Here is a 13,909-nt window from a genome sequence, read left to right as displayed (position 1 = left end):
CAACGATGACGCACCAGCTCAACGAGGAGCTTGAACAGGTCCTAGCTGATGGCGATTTCTATTTCGAAGCACTCGGTGAAGGCCGCTATCGCTCGTCGTGGCATTCCCAAGGTGCGTGGAATCCCCATGAGCAGCACATGGGTCCCGCCTCTGGAATCTTGGCCTACGCCTTGGAAAATTTCCAGCCTCGTGAAGACATGCGCATCGCACGGATCAGCTATGAGATCCATGGCCTTATTCACGCCGGAGAATTCGAGATCTCAACGCGAATGGTCCGTCCCGGCCGGACGATCGAATTGATCGAGGCCGAAATGACGGCCAAGGGCCGCACCAGCATCGTTGCGCGCGCGTGGCGGGTGATTACGGGTGACACCAGTGCTGTTGCAGGGGTTGAAGACAAGGAAATCCCAGGCCCAGAGGCCTGCGCGGTGCGCGAAATCAGTGAGCAGTGGCCCGGCGGCTACATCAAATCCATCGAGATGCGCGCCAATGATGAGCTGCGGCCGGGTCGAGGTTTTGCGTGGCTGCGTACTCCTTATGACCTCGTCGACACAGGAGACGCCACAGCGTTGTCCAGCTTGGTGGGAATGATCGACACGGCAAACGGTGTGGTGCCGCGCGTGGATCCGGGTGAAGGAACCTGGATCTACCCGAACGTGGATCTGCAGATCCACATGTACCGCAAGCCCGAGGGCAAGTGGCTGGGCCTGGATGTCCAGCAGAGCTTCGGCACAGACGGCATCGGCCTGACCTCAACGGTATTGCACGATGAAGCAGGCCCTTTCGGCCGTGCTGAACAGATCCTGACGGTCCGTTCGCGCTAGCTCGATGCGCCGGTTGAAAGCTTGGCCAGCAGCTTCTTGAGCTCTGGCTTGGACTTCAGCGTGAACTGGCGCTGGCGGTACTTTTCCCGGTCTGCACCGTGGGCCCGGAAAAGTGCATAGCCGCGCTTGACCAAGAACAGGACCGGTTTCCGGCGCTGTGCTACATCGCGCACGAACCGTCGAAGAGCAGTTACCAATGCAGGTTCGTCGACGTAATACGCTTGGACGTTAATGCCCTTGGCGCGCAGCGGATCAAGGATTTCGTAGAGGAAGATGCCTTCGGCGACAATCGGCCCGTCTGCGCAAGCGATTTCACGATGCCCGTTGTAGCTCGAGGTCGTGATCGAGTAGTTGGGGACCAGAGTGGTACCGTGGTGGAGCAAATCATCGATAGCCTGCAGTGCGGCTTCCTGATTCCAGGTAGCCGAATTGTCCCAATCGATTTCGCCGTAATCGGTACGGGGGAAATCAACGGGATTCCCGTCTTCGCTGATCTGGCGGTAGAACTCGTCAAGCGGCAGGTGGGGTCGGCCGAATTTCGACGCGAGATAGGACTTGCCGGAGCCGGACGGTCCGCCGATCAGGATGACAGGGGTAGAAGAATTTGGCACGCCTTTTATTATGGCCCAGAAACCTCGGCCATCGGCAATCGGATGCTGTGACATCTACTCCGCCTGGAGCGAATTGCTGAATTAGACTCAGATTTATGAGTTTGTGGAACCCCCAGTCAGATGCGCCGTTATCTGTGGAAATCGAAAATCCTACCGGAGACCCGGCTGCTGACCTAGAACGTGGAGTGCAACTGCTGCGCAGCGTCCAATCTGGCGAAAGCGGCGCGCTGCTACGGCTCTATCGTCCGGACCCGACCCTGGCCTTCGGCCAGCGCGATGTGCGGCTAGAGGGCTATGAGGCGGCTCGTGACGTAGCGCAGCAGCAAGGCTTTGCTCCTTTGGTGCGCAAAGCTGGAGGCCGGGCCGCCGCGTATCACCGGGGTACATTGATCGTTGATCATATTGAGCCCGAAGCCGAGGCGGTGATGCGCCAGCAGAATCGCTTCGAGGTCTTCGCGCGGGTGTATGCCAACGCTTTCCAGCGCCTTGGCGTGAATGCGCAAGTCGGGCCAATCCCGGGGGAGTATTGCCCGGGAGATCATTCGGTGCATGGCCTCCCTGATGGGAAATCGCCGCGCAACTATCCAGTGAAGCTGGCAGGCACAGCTCAGCGTGTGGTTTCCGGGGCATGGCTGTTCTCTTCGGTCTTTGTTGTCGAGGATTCCGCGCCATTGCGGCAAGTCCTCGATGGGGTCTACCAAGCAATGGGCATTCCAATGGATCCCACGACGGTAGGCGCGGCTAATGATCTGCTCGCCGCTGTCACCACCGAAGCATTTATTTCAGCGCTGCTCGACGAATATAGCGAGCACGCCACGCTGCAAGGCATCTAGCACAGCTTAAAAAAGAATCGGCACCCGATGCGGGTGCCGATTTTGGTTCGCGGCCGGATCTAGGCGCCGACTCGCTCAACAACCTCGTCAATGCGCGGGTTGGTGGCTGCGGTGCCGTCCGGGAAGATCAGGGTTGGCACGGTTTGGTTGCCGTTGTTGAACGCCTCGACGATCTCTGCGGTGCCTTCGACTTCTTCGATATTCACCTCGGTGTATGCGACACCCTTCTGGTCCATCAGGCGCTTGAGGTTGCGGCAGTAGCCGCACCAGCTGGTGGTGAACATGGTGACTCCGCCGGCAGCGGGAACGTAGTGGTCAAGGTTCAATTCGTTGCTCATACATGGTGTAACGGCAATGGTGTTTACTTTGTTCCCGGAGGGGTAGAAAAAGTTCGCTGGATTCTTTTGCTCCGCTCGCTAGACTGGGGAGCAGATTTTCCTTGATGCCGGTTCGAAGGGGTAGGCGATGTGCGGACGATATGTGATGGCCAAAGCCATCGGCGATCTGGTGGCAGAGGCCGAGGCGGAAGCGGACGCCAATCTGGAACTGCGCCAGTCCTGGAACGTTGCTCCGACTACCGACGTGCCGGTTGTGCTCGAGCGGCTGATCGACGATGAGCTGCACCGCCAGATCCATGTAGCACGGTGGGGGCTGGTGCCAGGATGGGCCAAGGAGCTCGCGGTCGGGGTGCGCGCCTTCAATGCGCGCAGCGAGACGGCCAGCACCAAGCCGACCTTCCGTTCGGCGGTGAAGAAGCGCCGTGCCGTCGTCCCGGTGGAAGGGTATTACGAATGGAAAAAGGAAGGCAGCAAAAAGCGCCCCTTCTACGTGCATCGCGAGGATGGAAAGCTGATCTTCTTCGCCGGCCTCTACGAATGGTGGAAGGACCAGGACGGGTCCTGGATTCTTTCCACCTCGATCATGACCATGGATTCGCCTTCAGCGGAAGAGCCCGGGGTGCTCGGCGAACTTGCGGGCCTGCATGATCGCCTGCCCATTCCGTTGGGCAAGGAGATGATGGGCCGGTGGATGAACCCTGCCGAGGAAGACGGTGAAGGGCTGATCGAGCAGATTCGCGCCGAAGCTTTCGATGTGGCTTCCCAATGGACCATGCATGAGGTCGATACCGCTGTTGGCAATGTGCGCAATAATTCGCCGGAGCTGATTGCGGCGCACAACAACTCGCTGTTTTAGCCGCGGATGGCTGAGCCGCTGGGCTTGGACCCGAGCCGGAACCCCAGGTAGCTGCTGGCCAGCAGGATTCCTGCCACAAGTCCCAGCTCGCCCATGACGTGGGCTGCGCTGTCAGGAACGAATGCTGCTTCGCTCAGCGGGGCATAGGCGAACCAGCCGAAGGTTCGAACCTGGTTGTAGTCCCATAGCAGTGCTCCGATGCCACCTGCTGCCAACAGCAGTCCGGCGATCAGGAACCAGGCCTTGAACCGAGCGAGCTGGCGAAGCGATAAGCCGCCGGCAACCCCCAGCGCGCCAACGCCGAGCAAAGCCAGCACCCAACCGAGAACTTCGGCGGGACCCGGGCCAAAGTAGATTTCAGAGTCTTCGACCAGCGGTACATAGGATCCAGAGTAGAAAACTACTTCTTGTTGACTGTCCCACCACAGCACGACGATGCCGACGATGATGAATACTGCTGCGCCCAGGAATAAGGCAGTGGCGGACTTGTAGCGTTTATCTGAAGGCATGTATTTAATCTTGCCATCACCAGATGTTTTGCGCATCAACTTTAAACACGAGCGGCAGCCGGCTCTAATGGCCTGCTGCCGCTCGATGCGTGGTGCTTAGTGACCGCGCTTGATCCATTCATCCAGGTTCGGCGCTTCTGCACCGATGGAGGTGGCATCGCCGTGGCCGGTATTGACCACGGTTTCAGCTGGCAGGACCAGCAGCTTGGTGCGGATCGACTCGACGATCGTCTCGAAGCTGGAGTAGCTGCGACCGGTAGCCCCCGGGCCGCCGTTGAACAGGGTATCACCGCTGAACAGTACACCGAGGTCTTCAGCGTAGAAGCAGGTTGAGCCCGGAGAGTGCCCCGGGGTGTGCAGGGCGGTCAGCGTGGTGCCGGCGATGGTGAATGAATCGCCTTCGCTGATTTCTGCGTCCACATCGCGCTCGGGGTAGACAGCTTCCCAGAGCATGCGGTCTTCCGGGTTCAAGAACAGCGGTGCATCCACGGCGTCGGCGAATTCGCCAGCCGCGCGGATGTGGTCATCGTGCCCGTGGGTAAGCAGCACGGCCATGACTTCTCGATCGCCCACAGCTTCGCGGATCTTGGCTACATCATGTGCCGGGTCGATGACCATCACCTCGGAATCATCGCCGACGATCCAGACGTTGTTATCGACATCCCACGTCCCGCCATCCAGGGAGAAGGTGCCGGAAGTGACGACGTTCTCGATGCGGGCGGCCACTAGAGCTCCACCACCGAACGAAGCACGGTGCCTTCATGCATCTTGGTGAACGCTTCTTCGATTTCATCGATCGTGATGCGTTCGGTGACAAAGGCATCCAGATCCAGGCGGCCGAGCTTGTACTGCTCGACAAGCATCGGGAAGTCGTGGCTTGGCAGGCAATCGCCGTACCACGAGCTTTTCAGCGAGCCGCCGCGGCCGAAGACATCGAGCAGCGGCAGCTCGAGCTTCATCTCCGGAGTCGGCACGCCCACCAATACGACGCGGCCAGCAAGGTCGCGGGCGTAGAAGGCCTGCTTGTAGGTTTCGGGGCGGCCCACCGCGTCGATGACGACGTCAGCGCCGAAGCCGCCGGTGAGTGCCTGGATGGCTTCCACGGCGTCGACCTTGGAGGAATCCACGGTGTGGGTGGCGCCGAACTTCTTGGCGCCTTCCAGCTTGTCCGGGTTCACGTCCACCGCGATGATGGTGGTTGCGCCGGCCAGCTGCGCGCCGGCGATGGCAGCAGCGCCGACGCCACCGCAACCGATCACTGCGACGGACTCGCCGCGCTTGATCTCGCCGGTATTGATCGCTGCCCCGATGCCGGCCATGACACCGCAACCGAGCAGGCCTACTGCGGCCGGGTCGGCTTCTTCATCCACGATGGTGCACTGGCCGGAGTGGACCAGGGTCTTTTCGGCGAAGGACCCGATGCCCAGCGCCGGGGAAAGCTCGGTGCCATCTTCCAGGGTCATCTTCTGGGTGGCATTGAAGGTGTTGAAGCAGTACTTCGGCTCGCCCTTGGCGCAAGCGCGGCACTGGCCGCAGACTGCACGCCAGTTCAGGATCACGCGGTCGCCGACCTTGACGTTGGTGACGTTCTCGCCGATCTGGCTGACTACTGCGGTGGACTCGTGGCCCAGCAGGTACGGGTACTCGTCGCCAATCCCGCCGAGCTTGTAGTGCAGGTCGGTGTGGCAGACACCGGTGGTGAGCACATCGACAACTACTTCTCCGGGACCTGGATCCGGAACGATGATATCGACGACCTCTACGGGTGCGTCCTTAGCGCGCGAAATGACGGCTTTGACCTTATGGGACATGGGATTTAGCTCCTGGAACGATTGGCTAGTGCTCTCTCGATGCTATCGGTGTCTCAGGTGCTAATCGAGCATTCGAGACACAATGACGCAGGCAGTTTCGCGCAGAGCCAATTTGTGCAGGTCGATCACGGGTTGCCCCCGGAATGGATGTGACGGGGCAGGAGTGCTGCATCCAGCTCAAACACCGCTGAGCAGGAGGACAGCGCCTAGGCCGGAACCCAGTGCTCGCGCGGCATTGGCCCTGATTCACCGTGGCTCATATTTCGCCCAAGCCAACGAATTCTGTTCCAGTCGCCGATTGAGCGGACCATTGACTCCGATAGTGAGCAGGGCACCGCTAAGCACCAGTGCCGCTCCGATCGATATGCGGATATTCTCGTGGACGATGGAGAGGGCAAGGCATCCGGTGCTGGCGAGCAAGCCGAGGAAGAACAAGCTCAGGAATGGGGGCCGTTGGGCGTATCTGTTCACGTGGACCATGAACGTGCTTGCGGAGCGATCATCCATTCGCGCTAGCGCAGGGAAGACCACGAGGGTGAAGGAAACGTAGAATCCGGCAATGATCAAGCCGGTGGCAATTGTCAGCAGCGGCAGGAAAATAGTAAGCAACGGCAGGTTCATGATTTCATTCAACAGATGTTGGGCAGGATTTTGAATGCTCAAGGCTCGACAATGCATACGCAATCGTCCAGAGTGGTGGCGTGAGACCCGATGCATTTTTCCCTTCTGGCCCACGGGCTCGTGAAGCCTTCATTCTCCGCATGTGCATGGAGGACCAGTGGAGTGTTGCTGTTCGCGATCTTTGCCCGCTGACGATTTTGGCGGTGCGCTCGGGATCCTGCAGGGTGCAACGAGGACAAAAGTCCGTGGTGGCGCGGCAAGGGGAATTGGTCGTCATTTGCGGATCAGCCTCCTATGAGGTTCGCTCGGCCAGTGCCCAGACCCTTCCGGGCGCGGCGCCTGGCAACTATGCCATTGCCCCGGGCCAGCAATGCCTGGGGCCATCGGGTCGAGCCATGGTCCAAGAGTTGCGCCATGGGGTGCGTGCATGGGGCAATTCGCCTAATGGCCCCGACCAGCTACTGGTTGGCACCTTCACTACGACCAGCGCTGTCGCTGATCTTGTCTGCGAGGGTACCGATCTGGCAGTTATCGATGACGATGCGGCGTGGCGATGGGCTGAACTGCTGGCGACCGAAGCCGAAAGTGCGGGTCCCGCCCAGCAGGTGGTATTGGACCGGCTGCTGGACATTCTGGCGATCTGCGCCTTGCAGCACTTGCCGGGAACCAGGGTGCTTCGCTCGGCGGCGCCAGGCATTGGGTTGGCGGTGGGGGCGATGTGGGCGCAACCAGCTCGAGCGTGGAGCGTGGAGGGGCTGGCCAGAACAGCTGCGATGTCCCGTTCGGCTTTTTCGCCAGCCTTCCGCCAGGCCATGGGCACCGCACCCATGGGGTACCTCACCAAATTGCGTCTGGGATTGGCTCATGATGCGCTGCTCGCCAGCGATGCACCGCTGTCGCAGATTGCCCGTGATGTCGGATACTCTTCACCCTTTGCGCTCAGCGCTGCCTTTCGCAGGGCTTATTCAACCAGTCCGTCGGCGCTGAGATCCGCTGCACTTGGCTAACCCAAACTGTCGGTCGCGCTGACTAGTGTAACTGTCATTCGAACACGTGTTCGAATAGAATGGTTCTACTAAGTAAGGAGTGCACACGTGGGGATGTTCACCGAGTCGATCGAGGTTACTCGTGCAGCTGATGGAATGCCGTTGCGCGTGAGCTGGCAAGGGCAGGACTATCGCTTGGTGGCCGAGCCTCAGCGCTGGTTCGAACGCCGCAAATGGTGGGATGAAAACCTGCGGATTCCTCGCGGAGCCGGTGCGGGGATTGCCGACTATGAGATGTGGCGCCTGCAACTGGTCGCGGTGCGCGGATCCCGGCAAGTGCACAGCGTTGATGTGAGTTTTGATGCGCAAACCGAACGGTGGCGTCTGGTGCGTGTGCATGAGTCGCTGGCCCGCAGCGCCTAATTCCCCTGCAGGGGAACATATATTCGAAGGACCTCCATGAGCTTCACCCACCTGAACGTCAGTTCTTCCTATAGCGCCCACTACGGAGTCTCGCACCCAAAGCGGCTGGCCCAAGCGGCCAAAGCGCAGGGTGCCCAGATGCTCGCGCTGACTGACCGGGATGGGCTCTATGGAACGGTCAAGCATGTGGCGGCCTGCATGGCAGAAGGGCTGCACCCGATTCTCGGGGTGAACCTTGCCGTGCTCGATAACCACGGAGAAACCCAAGGGCGGATTGTCCTGCTGGCCCGTGGGCGCTGCAATGGCGCAGGGTATGCGGCGCTGTGCCGAGCCATCACCCTCGCGCACAGCACTGCGCACGGGGTTCCGGGGCTGAAAACCGAGCAGCTGGCACACCTGGGTGCTGCCGGGAACCTGATGATCCTGCTCGGCGGCGAATCAGACGTGGCCCGCGCAATCCTCAAGGGAAGCTACGCCCAAGCCCGGGCACTGCTTGCCAGCTGGAAGAAGCGGCTGGGAAAGATGCTGCGAGTGGAAATCACCACGCACCTCTCCAGCCCTGGATCGCGCTACAGCCTCGGTGAAGCAGCCCGCTTGCTGCGCTACGCCCAGGAGCGGGGGATCAGGGCCGTGCTCACCAACGCCGTGCGCTACGTGGACCCCGATGGAGCGGTTACCGCAGACATCCTGGACTCGGCGCGCGCCCTGCATAGCCTGAAGAACCTGGACTCCTGCCAACCCAATGGCCAAGGGTGGCTGAAAACCCCGCCCCAGATGCGCCAGCTGGCCAAGGAGATCGGCCAAGCCACAGAAAGGAGCTGGGCGCAGCAGCTTTTGCGGGAAACTGAAGCGCTCGCCGAATGGGCAGCGGCGGACCCGGTAGCCGATCTTGGATGGAAGCAGCCGGTGATCCCCGAAGCGAAGATCATCGGCCTGCACCGTCCGGCCATGCAAGAACTCACCGAGCGAGTCCATGCAGCGGTGCCTGGGCTCTTGCCGCACGCCAATCCCAGCCTCATTGAAAGACAGCTGGCTCTGGAACTTGGGGTGATCGACCGGCTGGACTTCGCCGGGTATTTCCTGACCGTCGCCGAAACCGTCAAGCTGATCACCGGCATGGGAATCCGCGTGGCCGCCCGCGGCTCCGGTGCTTCCTCGCTGGTGAACTACCTGCTGGGCATCAGCCAGGTGAACCCGCTGGCCCACGACCTGGTGTTCGAACGCTTCCTCTCCGATACCCGCACCACCCTGCCGGATATCGACATCGACGTGGAATCCGCACGCCGCCACGAGATCTACCGCGAGATCTTCTCCAGCTTCGGGGAAGAGCGCGTCAGCCTGATGAGCATGCAGAACGCCTACCGTGCGCGCGGCGCGGTCCGTGATGCAGGAGCCGCCCTCGGGGTAGAGCAGGAGCAGGTGGATGAGATCGCGAAGCAGCTCTGGCGCTTCTCCGCATCCTCTTTCCGCGAAGCGCTCACCGAGAAGCCGGAGCTGGCCGCATTGGCAGAACGCATTACCGATGACACCCAGCTCGATATCCTCATCGACGCTACCGAGCGCCTGGACCGGCTGCCCCGGCATATCTCCATGCACCCCTGCGGGGTGATCCTCTCCGACGCGAGCCTGCTGGACCGCACCCCGGTCCAGCCCTCGGGCATCGGACTGCAGATGAGCCAGTTCGACAAGCATGACATGGACCTGATGGGCTTGATCAAGCTCGACGTGCTCGGTGTGCGCATGCAATCGGCCATCGCCTACACGCTCGAGGAGATCGCCCGCATGCACCCGGATAAGCAAGCGGCCGCCCGCGCCGGAGGGCACGCCGACGACAGCTATATCTCCGCTACCGGAGCGATAGACCTGTCCAGGGTGCCACTGGATGACGAACCCACTTTCGAATTGATCCGCTCCACCCATACGCTGGGCTGCTTCCAGATCGAATCCCCGGGGCAGCGCGAACTGATCGGCAAGCTCGCGCCCCGCGAATTCAACGACCTGATCATCGATATTTCCCTGTTCCGCCCGGGTCCCATGCAGTCGAATATGGTCAAGCCCTACCTGGAGCACCGCCACGGATTCGCCCCTGCCCAATACCTGCACGAGGATCTGATTCCGGCGCTCGCCGAAACCCACGGGGTGACCGTCTTCCATGAACAGGTGCTGCGCATGCTTGATGTGCTCACCGGATGCGGATTGGGCATGGCCGATGTCTACCGGCGCCTGCTGGGCAACCCGGAGAAGGAACCAGCCGTAGAGAAGTATGTGCGCGCCGAGGCGGCCAAACGCGGTTATAGCCAGGAAACCATTGACCAAGTCTGGGAGGTGCTCTCCGGCTTCGGCTCCTTCGGCTTCTGCAAGGCCCACGGGGCTGCCTTTGCCGTACCTACCTACCACTCGGCCTGGCTCAAGGCGCACCACCCCGAAGCTTTCCTTGCCGGGATCTGGGAGCACGACCCGGGCATGTACCCCAAGCGGCTGCTGGTCTCCGAAGCACGCAGAATGGGCGTTCCCATCCTCCCGCTGGATATCAACCGATCCACCGGGCACTACCGAGTCGAACGAATATTCGAATCCGCTCCAGTGAAGGTTCCTGTGGTGCCCCGCGCACCCAGCTCGCTGCGCCCTGGGCGCTATGGAATCCGCCTGGCCTTCCGCGACATCCACCAGATGAGCGAACGCGAAGTGCAACGCCTGGTCGCAGGCCAGCCCTATGAGCACCTCGCCGATGTCCGCGCCCGCGCAGGACTCTCGCGACGCACCTACCAGAACCTTGCAGCGCTCGGAGTGTTCGATTCCCTATTGTCCGGGACCTCCCGTGCCGACACGATCGCCCACACGCAATCCATGGCGCACAGCTCCCTTCCGGCCAAATACCGGCCGGGACCCGGACAACTTGCCCTGGATCTGGGGCAGATCGAATATATCGACCAGACCGGCAAAGCACTGGATCCCGCGGAAGTAGTACGTACCGAATTGGACCTCATGCATCTGGACGCCAGCGAGCATCTGATCACCTCGTACCGCCAACGGCTGGCGCACCTGCCCATTACGCAGGCAGCTGAGCTGCTGCACCTGCGCAACGGAACCGAAGTTCTGGTCGCCGGGGTACGGGTGGCCACTCAGACTCCTCCCATGCGCGGAGGCAAGCGTGTGGTCTTCATTTCCGTGGATGATGGGACTGGCTGCATCGACGCCACCTTCTTCGATGACACGCAGCAGAGCACAGCGCCCTTGCTCTTCTCCACACGCATGCTGCTCATCCACGGGGTCACACGCCGTACCGGACCGCGCGGCATCTCCCTCCAAGCGCTGAACGCCTGGGACCTGCATCAGCCGGAGACTCTGCCTGCTGCAGGCTACCTCGCGGAGCTCACCCGGCCGCAACCAAGCTATCGGCCAAACCTCGGCGAGGGAGCACGCAAGATCGAAAGTGTCGGGGAACTTGCCAAACGGATGGAAGCTGAAGGCCTGGACCAGAGAGGGGCCTGATGAGCTAGTTCGCTGACAGGGTTTACCTAACAGATACATCGGGTCCAATAGGAGAGATACCTGATGTGAGGGGAGAACGGGCGTAAGCGCAGATGATTGGTGGCTCACTGCAGGTGCACTATCCCAAACAGTTTGGAACGTGCTCGAAGGCAAAGATCCGCAAAGAGGAATTCGTGACTACGACTTCATCTACTTCGATGAAGATACGTCCTGGGAGGCCGAAGATGCGCTCATTCGTGGAGCCAAAGTCCTCTTCAAGGGCATGGACGCAGAAATCGAAGTACGCAACGGAGCATGCGTCCAACTTTGGTACGAAGAGCCCTTTGGGGCGCTGGCTATTCCATTCCTCAGCGTCACGGACGCCATCGACCATTTCGCAGCGAAGGCCTGCTGCTTTGCAGGCACTAGTGATGAGCTTGGGCAAATTAGCACCTATGAACCCTGGCCTGAACGGGAACCATCAAGGAAGATCACTGAAAACTGATAATTCTCAAACCGAGGAAACATGCCCATCGGCGTCGACGACAAATGACGGGTTGTGCACAAAATCCCAGCGGAAGCCATCCGGATCAGCCACACAGGCACTCTTGCCGCCCCACGGCTGCACCGTCGGTTCGGTGACAGAAGTCGCTCCCGCATCCAGCGCTCGCCGGTAGTGTCGGTCCACTTCTGCGTCAGAGTGCACGTTGTGTCCCAGTGAGATCGGTGGCGCCAGCTGGCTGTGCCCGACGTCGCCGTACTCGCTGGGCATCTGCTTCACATCCCAGAGGGCGAGCATCAAGCCATAGCCGGCACGGACAAAAGCGATTTCCGGGTGAGCTGGCTGGACCAGCTCAAACCCCAGGCCCTCGGTGTAGAACTTCGTGGAAGCACCGACATCGCGCACTCCGAGGGTAATAGCACTGATGGCAGGTGGGGCCAGTTTGTTCATATTACTAGGGTAGGAGGGGTTGAAAATGAAAGCCATGGGTTTGCGGATCTTCCAAGACTTTTCCTGCCTCCTTATAGATAGATCCATTGCTCGTTGAGCAGCGCTTGATACCTCGCCTGGGCAATTGCATCGTCGGCTTGGTGCGTCAATGCAGAAGCATGGCGGTATCTTTTTTCGCTGCTGAAGATTCGCTTCCGGGCTGATCGCTTGAGCCGGAAATCGCTGGGCGACGTGGGATCGGAATTCACTTTGGATACTCCTATTCGGTGGAGGCCGCTGGGGCGGGGGATTGTTGAGGGGCGGATGCGCTGGTGAGTTCGGGCGATGCCGCCATCCAATGCTCAGGACGGGGTATGCGCCGTACCTGCGGTGAGAGCCAGGCCAAGACTGCTGCTAAGGAAACGAATGCCCCGAAAAATATCAGCGTTGGTCCCATGCCGACCGATTCCAGACCAAATCCGGTAAGCAGCGGAGATAAGGGCAAAGCGGCCAGTGCCATAAAGGTGATTAGGGAATTAGCGCGCCCAGACATTTGCTTCGGAATGGAGGCCATGAAGTATCCACCCACCGCAGCGTTGAGAGCTGGAACGCTGAGGAAGCTGATCATCAGCATGGTCCCCATCCAGAGCAGGTTCGTATTAAACCCGATGAGCAGCATGGCTACACCCAAAATGGTGAGACAGGTGCAGGTCAGTAAACCACTGCGGAATTTATCGATGAGCTTCGTTGCGACCAACGATCCGAGCAGCATTCCAGCGCCCATGAAGGTAGAAGTTAACCCGATAACCCAGGGTTCTTCGGAACGCTGTTGAAGTCCGTAGATCAGCGTTGTCATCAGCCCGTTGACGCCGATGTTGACGACCGTAATCAAAATCAGCAGAGCGCGCAGCTGTGGCCGGGAAAAGCACCAGTGCATGCCTGCCAGAATTCCGTGGGCCACTTCCTCTTCGGAATCATTGCTGGTGCCATTGGAATCTTGCCCAGATAGCTTGGCTGCCCGCAATGGACGACGCAGTGCAAATCCACTGGCCGCAGCGATCAGATTCAGGACACTGACGATGAGCAGGGCAATGCCACCGCCTAATCCCAGAAGCACGCCGCCCAGGGGAGCGGAGCCGAGCATCAGCACCGAGTCGCGGCCTTGATTCGCCGCCATCGCGCGGCCGAGCTGTTTGGGGTGTACAAGATCCTTTAGGGCGGCATTAGTTGTCGACCCAAAGTACCCGCCGCGCAGTTCCATAAGGATGTGGGCAAGGCATAAGGAGGCAACCGGCAGTGAACCGACGCTGCTGCCCAGGGCCATGGCTGCCGTGATTGCAGCACCGGCGAAACTTCCTATGAGAATCATCCGAGCCTTGTCGGTACGATCCGCCATGGCTCCGCCGGCCAAAATTACGCTCGCCCGTGCTGCCATTCCCACTGCGGCCAGGGTTCCGGCCAAAACCGGGGACCCCGTAGCGGACAGCAAGATCAAAGGAAAGATGAACCCGTAAATACTGCCCGACAGCAAAGCCGTTGAGTCCGCCAGCAGCCACATCCGGTAGTTGCGCTGCACGCGCAAAGGCGGCAAAGGCTCCGTGATAATCGCTGTGGTGCCTGATGGATCGTTGGCCTGGATGCTGGTCATGGCACCAACTATAGATTCGCAAATAAAGTTGCGCAATAGAATTTGCG

General features: G+C 60.3%; 14 protein-coding genes and 1 pseudogene. 7 read left to right on the top strand and 8 right to left on the bottom strand.

Going from position 1 to position 13,909, the window contains the following annotated elements; all coding sequences use genetic code 11:
- Window positions 1-5 precede the first annotated feature (5 nt).
- The gene (locus ACFVHU_RS01885) at window positions 6-824 is read left to right on the top strand and encodes a thioesterase family protein (RefSeq protein WP_332595148.1); all 819 of its coding nucleotides are present in this window, start codon (window positions 6-8) and stop codon (window positions 822-824) included.
- Here ACFVHU_RS01885 and ACFVHU_RS01880 read toward each other — a convergent pair.
- Window positions 821-1,435 carry a uridine kinase gene (locus tag ACFVHU_RS01880; RefSeq protein ID WP_105661392.1) on the bottom strand — a complete coding sequence of 205 codons (615 nt, stop codon included), beginning with the start codon at window positions 1,433-1,435 and terminating at the stop codon, window positions 821-823. The genes ACFVHU_RS01885 and ACFVHU_RS01880 overlap by 4 nt on opposite strands.
- Window positions 1,436-1,530: 95 nt before the next feature.
- Between ACFVHU_RS01880 and ACFVHU_RS01875 the strand changes: the two genes are divergently transcribed.
- Entirely contained in the window at window positions 1,531-2,268 is a 738-nt protein-coding gene (locus ACFVHU_RS01875; RefSeq protein WP_105661391.1) for a lipoate--protein ligase, read from the top strand.
- A gap of 59 nt (window positions 2,269-2,327) precedes the next feature.
- On the opposite strand, the gene ACFVHU_RS01870 is transcribed toward ACFVHU_RS01875, so the two are convergent.
- On the bottom strand, window positions 2,328-2,606 hold the full coding sequence (locus ACFVHU_RS01870) for a glutaredoxin domain-containing protein (protein WP_388022142.1): 279 nt from the start codon (window positions 2,604-2,606) through the stop codon (window positions 2,328-2,330).
- A gap of 127 nt (window positions 2,607-2,733) precedes the next feature.
- Between ACFVHU_RS01870 and ACFVHU_RS01865 the strand changes: the two genes are divergently transcribed.
- The gene (locus ACFVHU_RS01865; protein WP_332499405.1) at window positions 2,734-3,462 is read left to right on the top strand and encodes an SOS response-associated peptidase; all 729 of its coding nucleotides are present in this window, start codon (window positions 2,734-2,736) and stop codon (window positions 3,460-3,462) included.
- Here the strand turns inward: ACFVHU_RS01865 and ACFVHU_RS01860 are convergent.
- From ACFVHU_RS01860 to ACFVHU_RS01845, 4 genes are all read right to left on the bottom strand, one after another.
- Complete coding sequence (locus ACFVHU_RS01860; RefSeq protein WP_332489398.1) at window positions 3,459-3,971, bottom strand: hypothetical protein; 513 nt, start codon at window positions 3,969-3,971, stop codon at window positions 3,459-3,461. The genes ACFVHU_RS01865 and ACFVHU_RS01860 overlap by 4 nt on opposite strands.
- 96 nt (window positions 3,972-4,067) lie before the next feature.
- A complete protein-coding gene (locus ACFVHU_RS01855) occupies window positions 4,068-4,697 on the bottom strand; it encodes an MBL fold metallo-hydrolase (protein WP_105658255.1) in 630 nt (209 codons plus the stop codon).
- A complete protein-coding gene (locus ACFVHU_RS01850) occupies window positions 4,697-5,782 on the bottom strand; it encodes an S-(hydroxymethyl)mycothiol dehydrogenase (RefSeq protein ID WP_388022139.1) in 1,086 nt (361 codons plus the stop codon). The genes ACFVHU_RS01855 and ACFVHU_RS01850 overlap by 1 nt, the downstream gene beginning before the upstream one ends.
- A 246-nt stretch (window positions 5,783-6,028) precedes the next feature.
- Window positions 6,029-6,415 carry a hypothetical protein gene (locus ACFVHU_RS01845; protein WP_388022137.1) on the bottom strand — a complete coding sequence of 129 codons (387 nt, stop codon included), beginning with the start codon at window positions 6,413-6,415 and terminating at the stop codon, window positions 6,029-6,031.
- Window positions 6,416-6,483: 68 nt separating this feature from the next.
- Here ACFVHU_RS01845 and ACFVHU_RS01840 point away from each other — a divergent pair, with 68 nt between their 5' ends.
- The 4 genes and pseudogenes from ACFVHU_RS01840 to ACFVHU_RS01825 form a co-directional block, all read left to right on the top strand.
- Entirely contained in the window at window positions 6,484-7,410 is a 927-nt protein-coding gene (locus ACFVHU_RS01840) for an AraC family transcriptional regulator (protein ID WP_388022135.1), read from the top strand.
- A gap of 93 nt (window positions 7,411-7,503) precedes the next feature.
- Window positions 7,504-7,812 (top strand): DUF6504 family protein, encoded by a 309-nt coding sequence (locus tag ACFVHU_RS01835; protein ID WP_286172116.1) that lies wholly within the window; start codon window positions 7,504-7,506, stop codon window positions 7,810-7,812.
- A gap of 36 nt (window positions 7,813-7,848) precedes the next feature.
- Window positions 7,849-11,304 carry a DNA polymerase III subunit alpha gene (locus tag ACFVHU_RS01830; RefSeq protein WP_388022133.1) on the top strand — a complete coding sequence of 1,152 codons (3,456 nt, stop codon included), beginning with the start codon at window positions 7,849-7,851 and terminating at the stop codon, window positions 11,302-11,304.
- 103 nt (window positions 11,305-11,407) lie between these two features.
- Window positions 11,408-11,788 (top strand): annotated as a pseudogene (locus ACFVHU_RS01825) (nucleotidyltransferase family protein); the annotation flags it as partial.
- A gap of 6 nt (window positions 11,789-11,794) precedes the next feature.
- Here ACFVHU_RS01825 and ACFVHU_RS01820 read toward each other — a convergent pair.
- Both ACFVHU_RS01820 and ACFVHU_RS01815 read right to left on the bottom strand, forming a co-directional pair.
- The gene (locus ACFVHU_RS01820) at window positions 11,795-12,235 is read right to left on the bottom strand and encodes a VOC family protein (protein WP_388022131.1); all 441 of its coding nucleotides are present in this window, start codon (window positions 12,233-12,235) and stop codon (window positions 11,795-11,797) included.
- Window positions 12,236-12,494: 259 nt separating this feature from the next.
- A complete protein-coding gene (locus ACFVHU_RS01815) occupies window positions 12,495-13,862 on the bottom strand; it encodes an MFS transporter (protein WP_133833313.1) in 1,368 nt (455 codons plus the stop codon).
- Between the last annotated feature and the right edge of the window lie 47 nt (window positions 13,863-13,909).

The sequence above is a fragment of the Glutamicibacter sp. NPDC127525 genome, assembly GCF_042672105.1.
Lineage (GTDB): Bacteria > Actinomycetota > Actinomycetes > Actinomycetales > Micrococcaceae > Glutamicibacter.
This window is presented reverse-complemented; position numbering and strand designations above follow the sequence as displayed.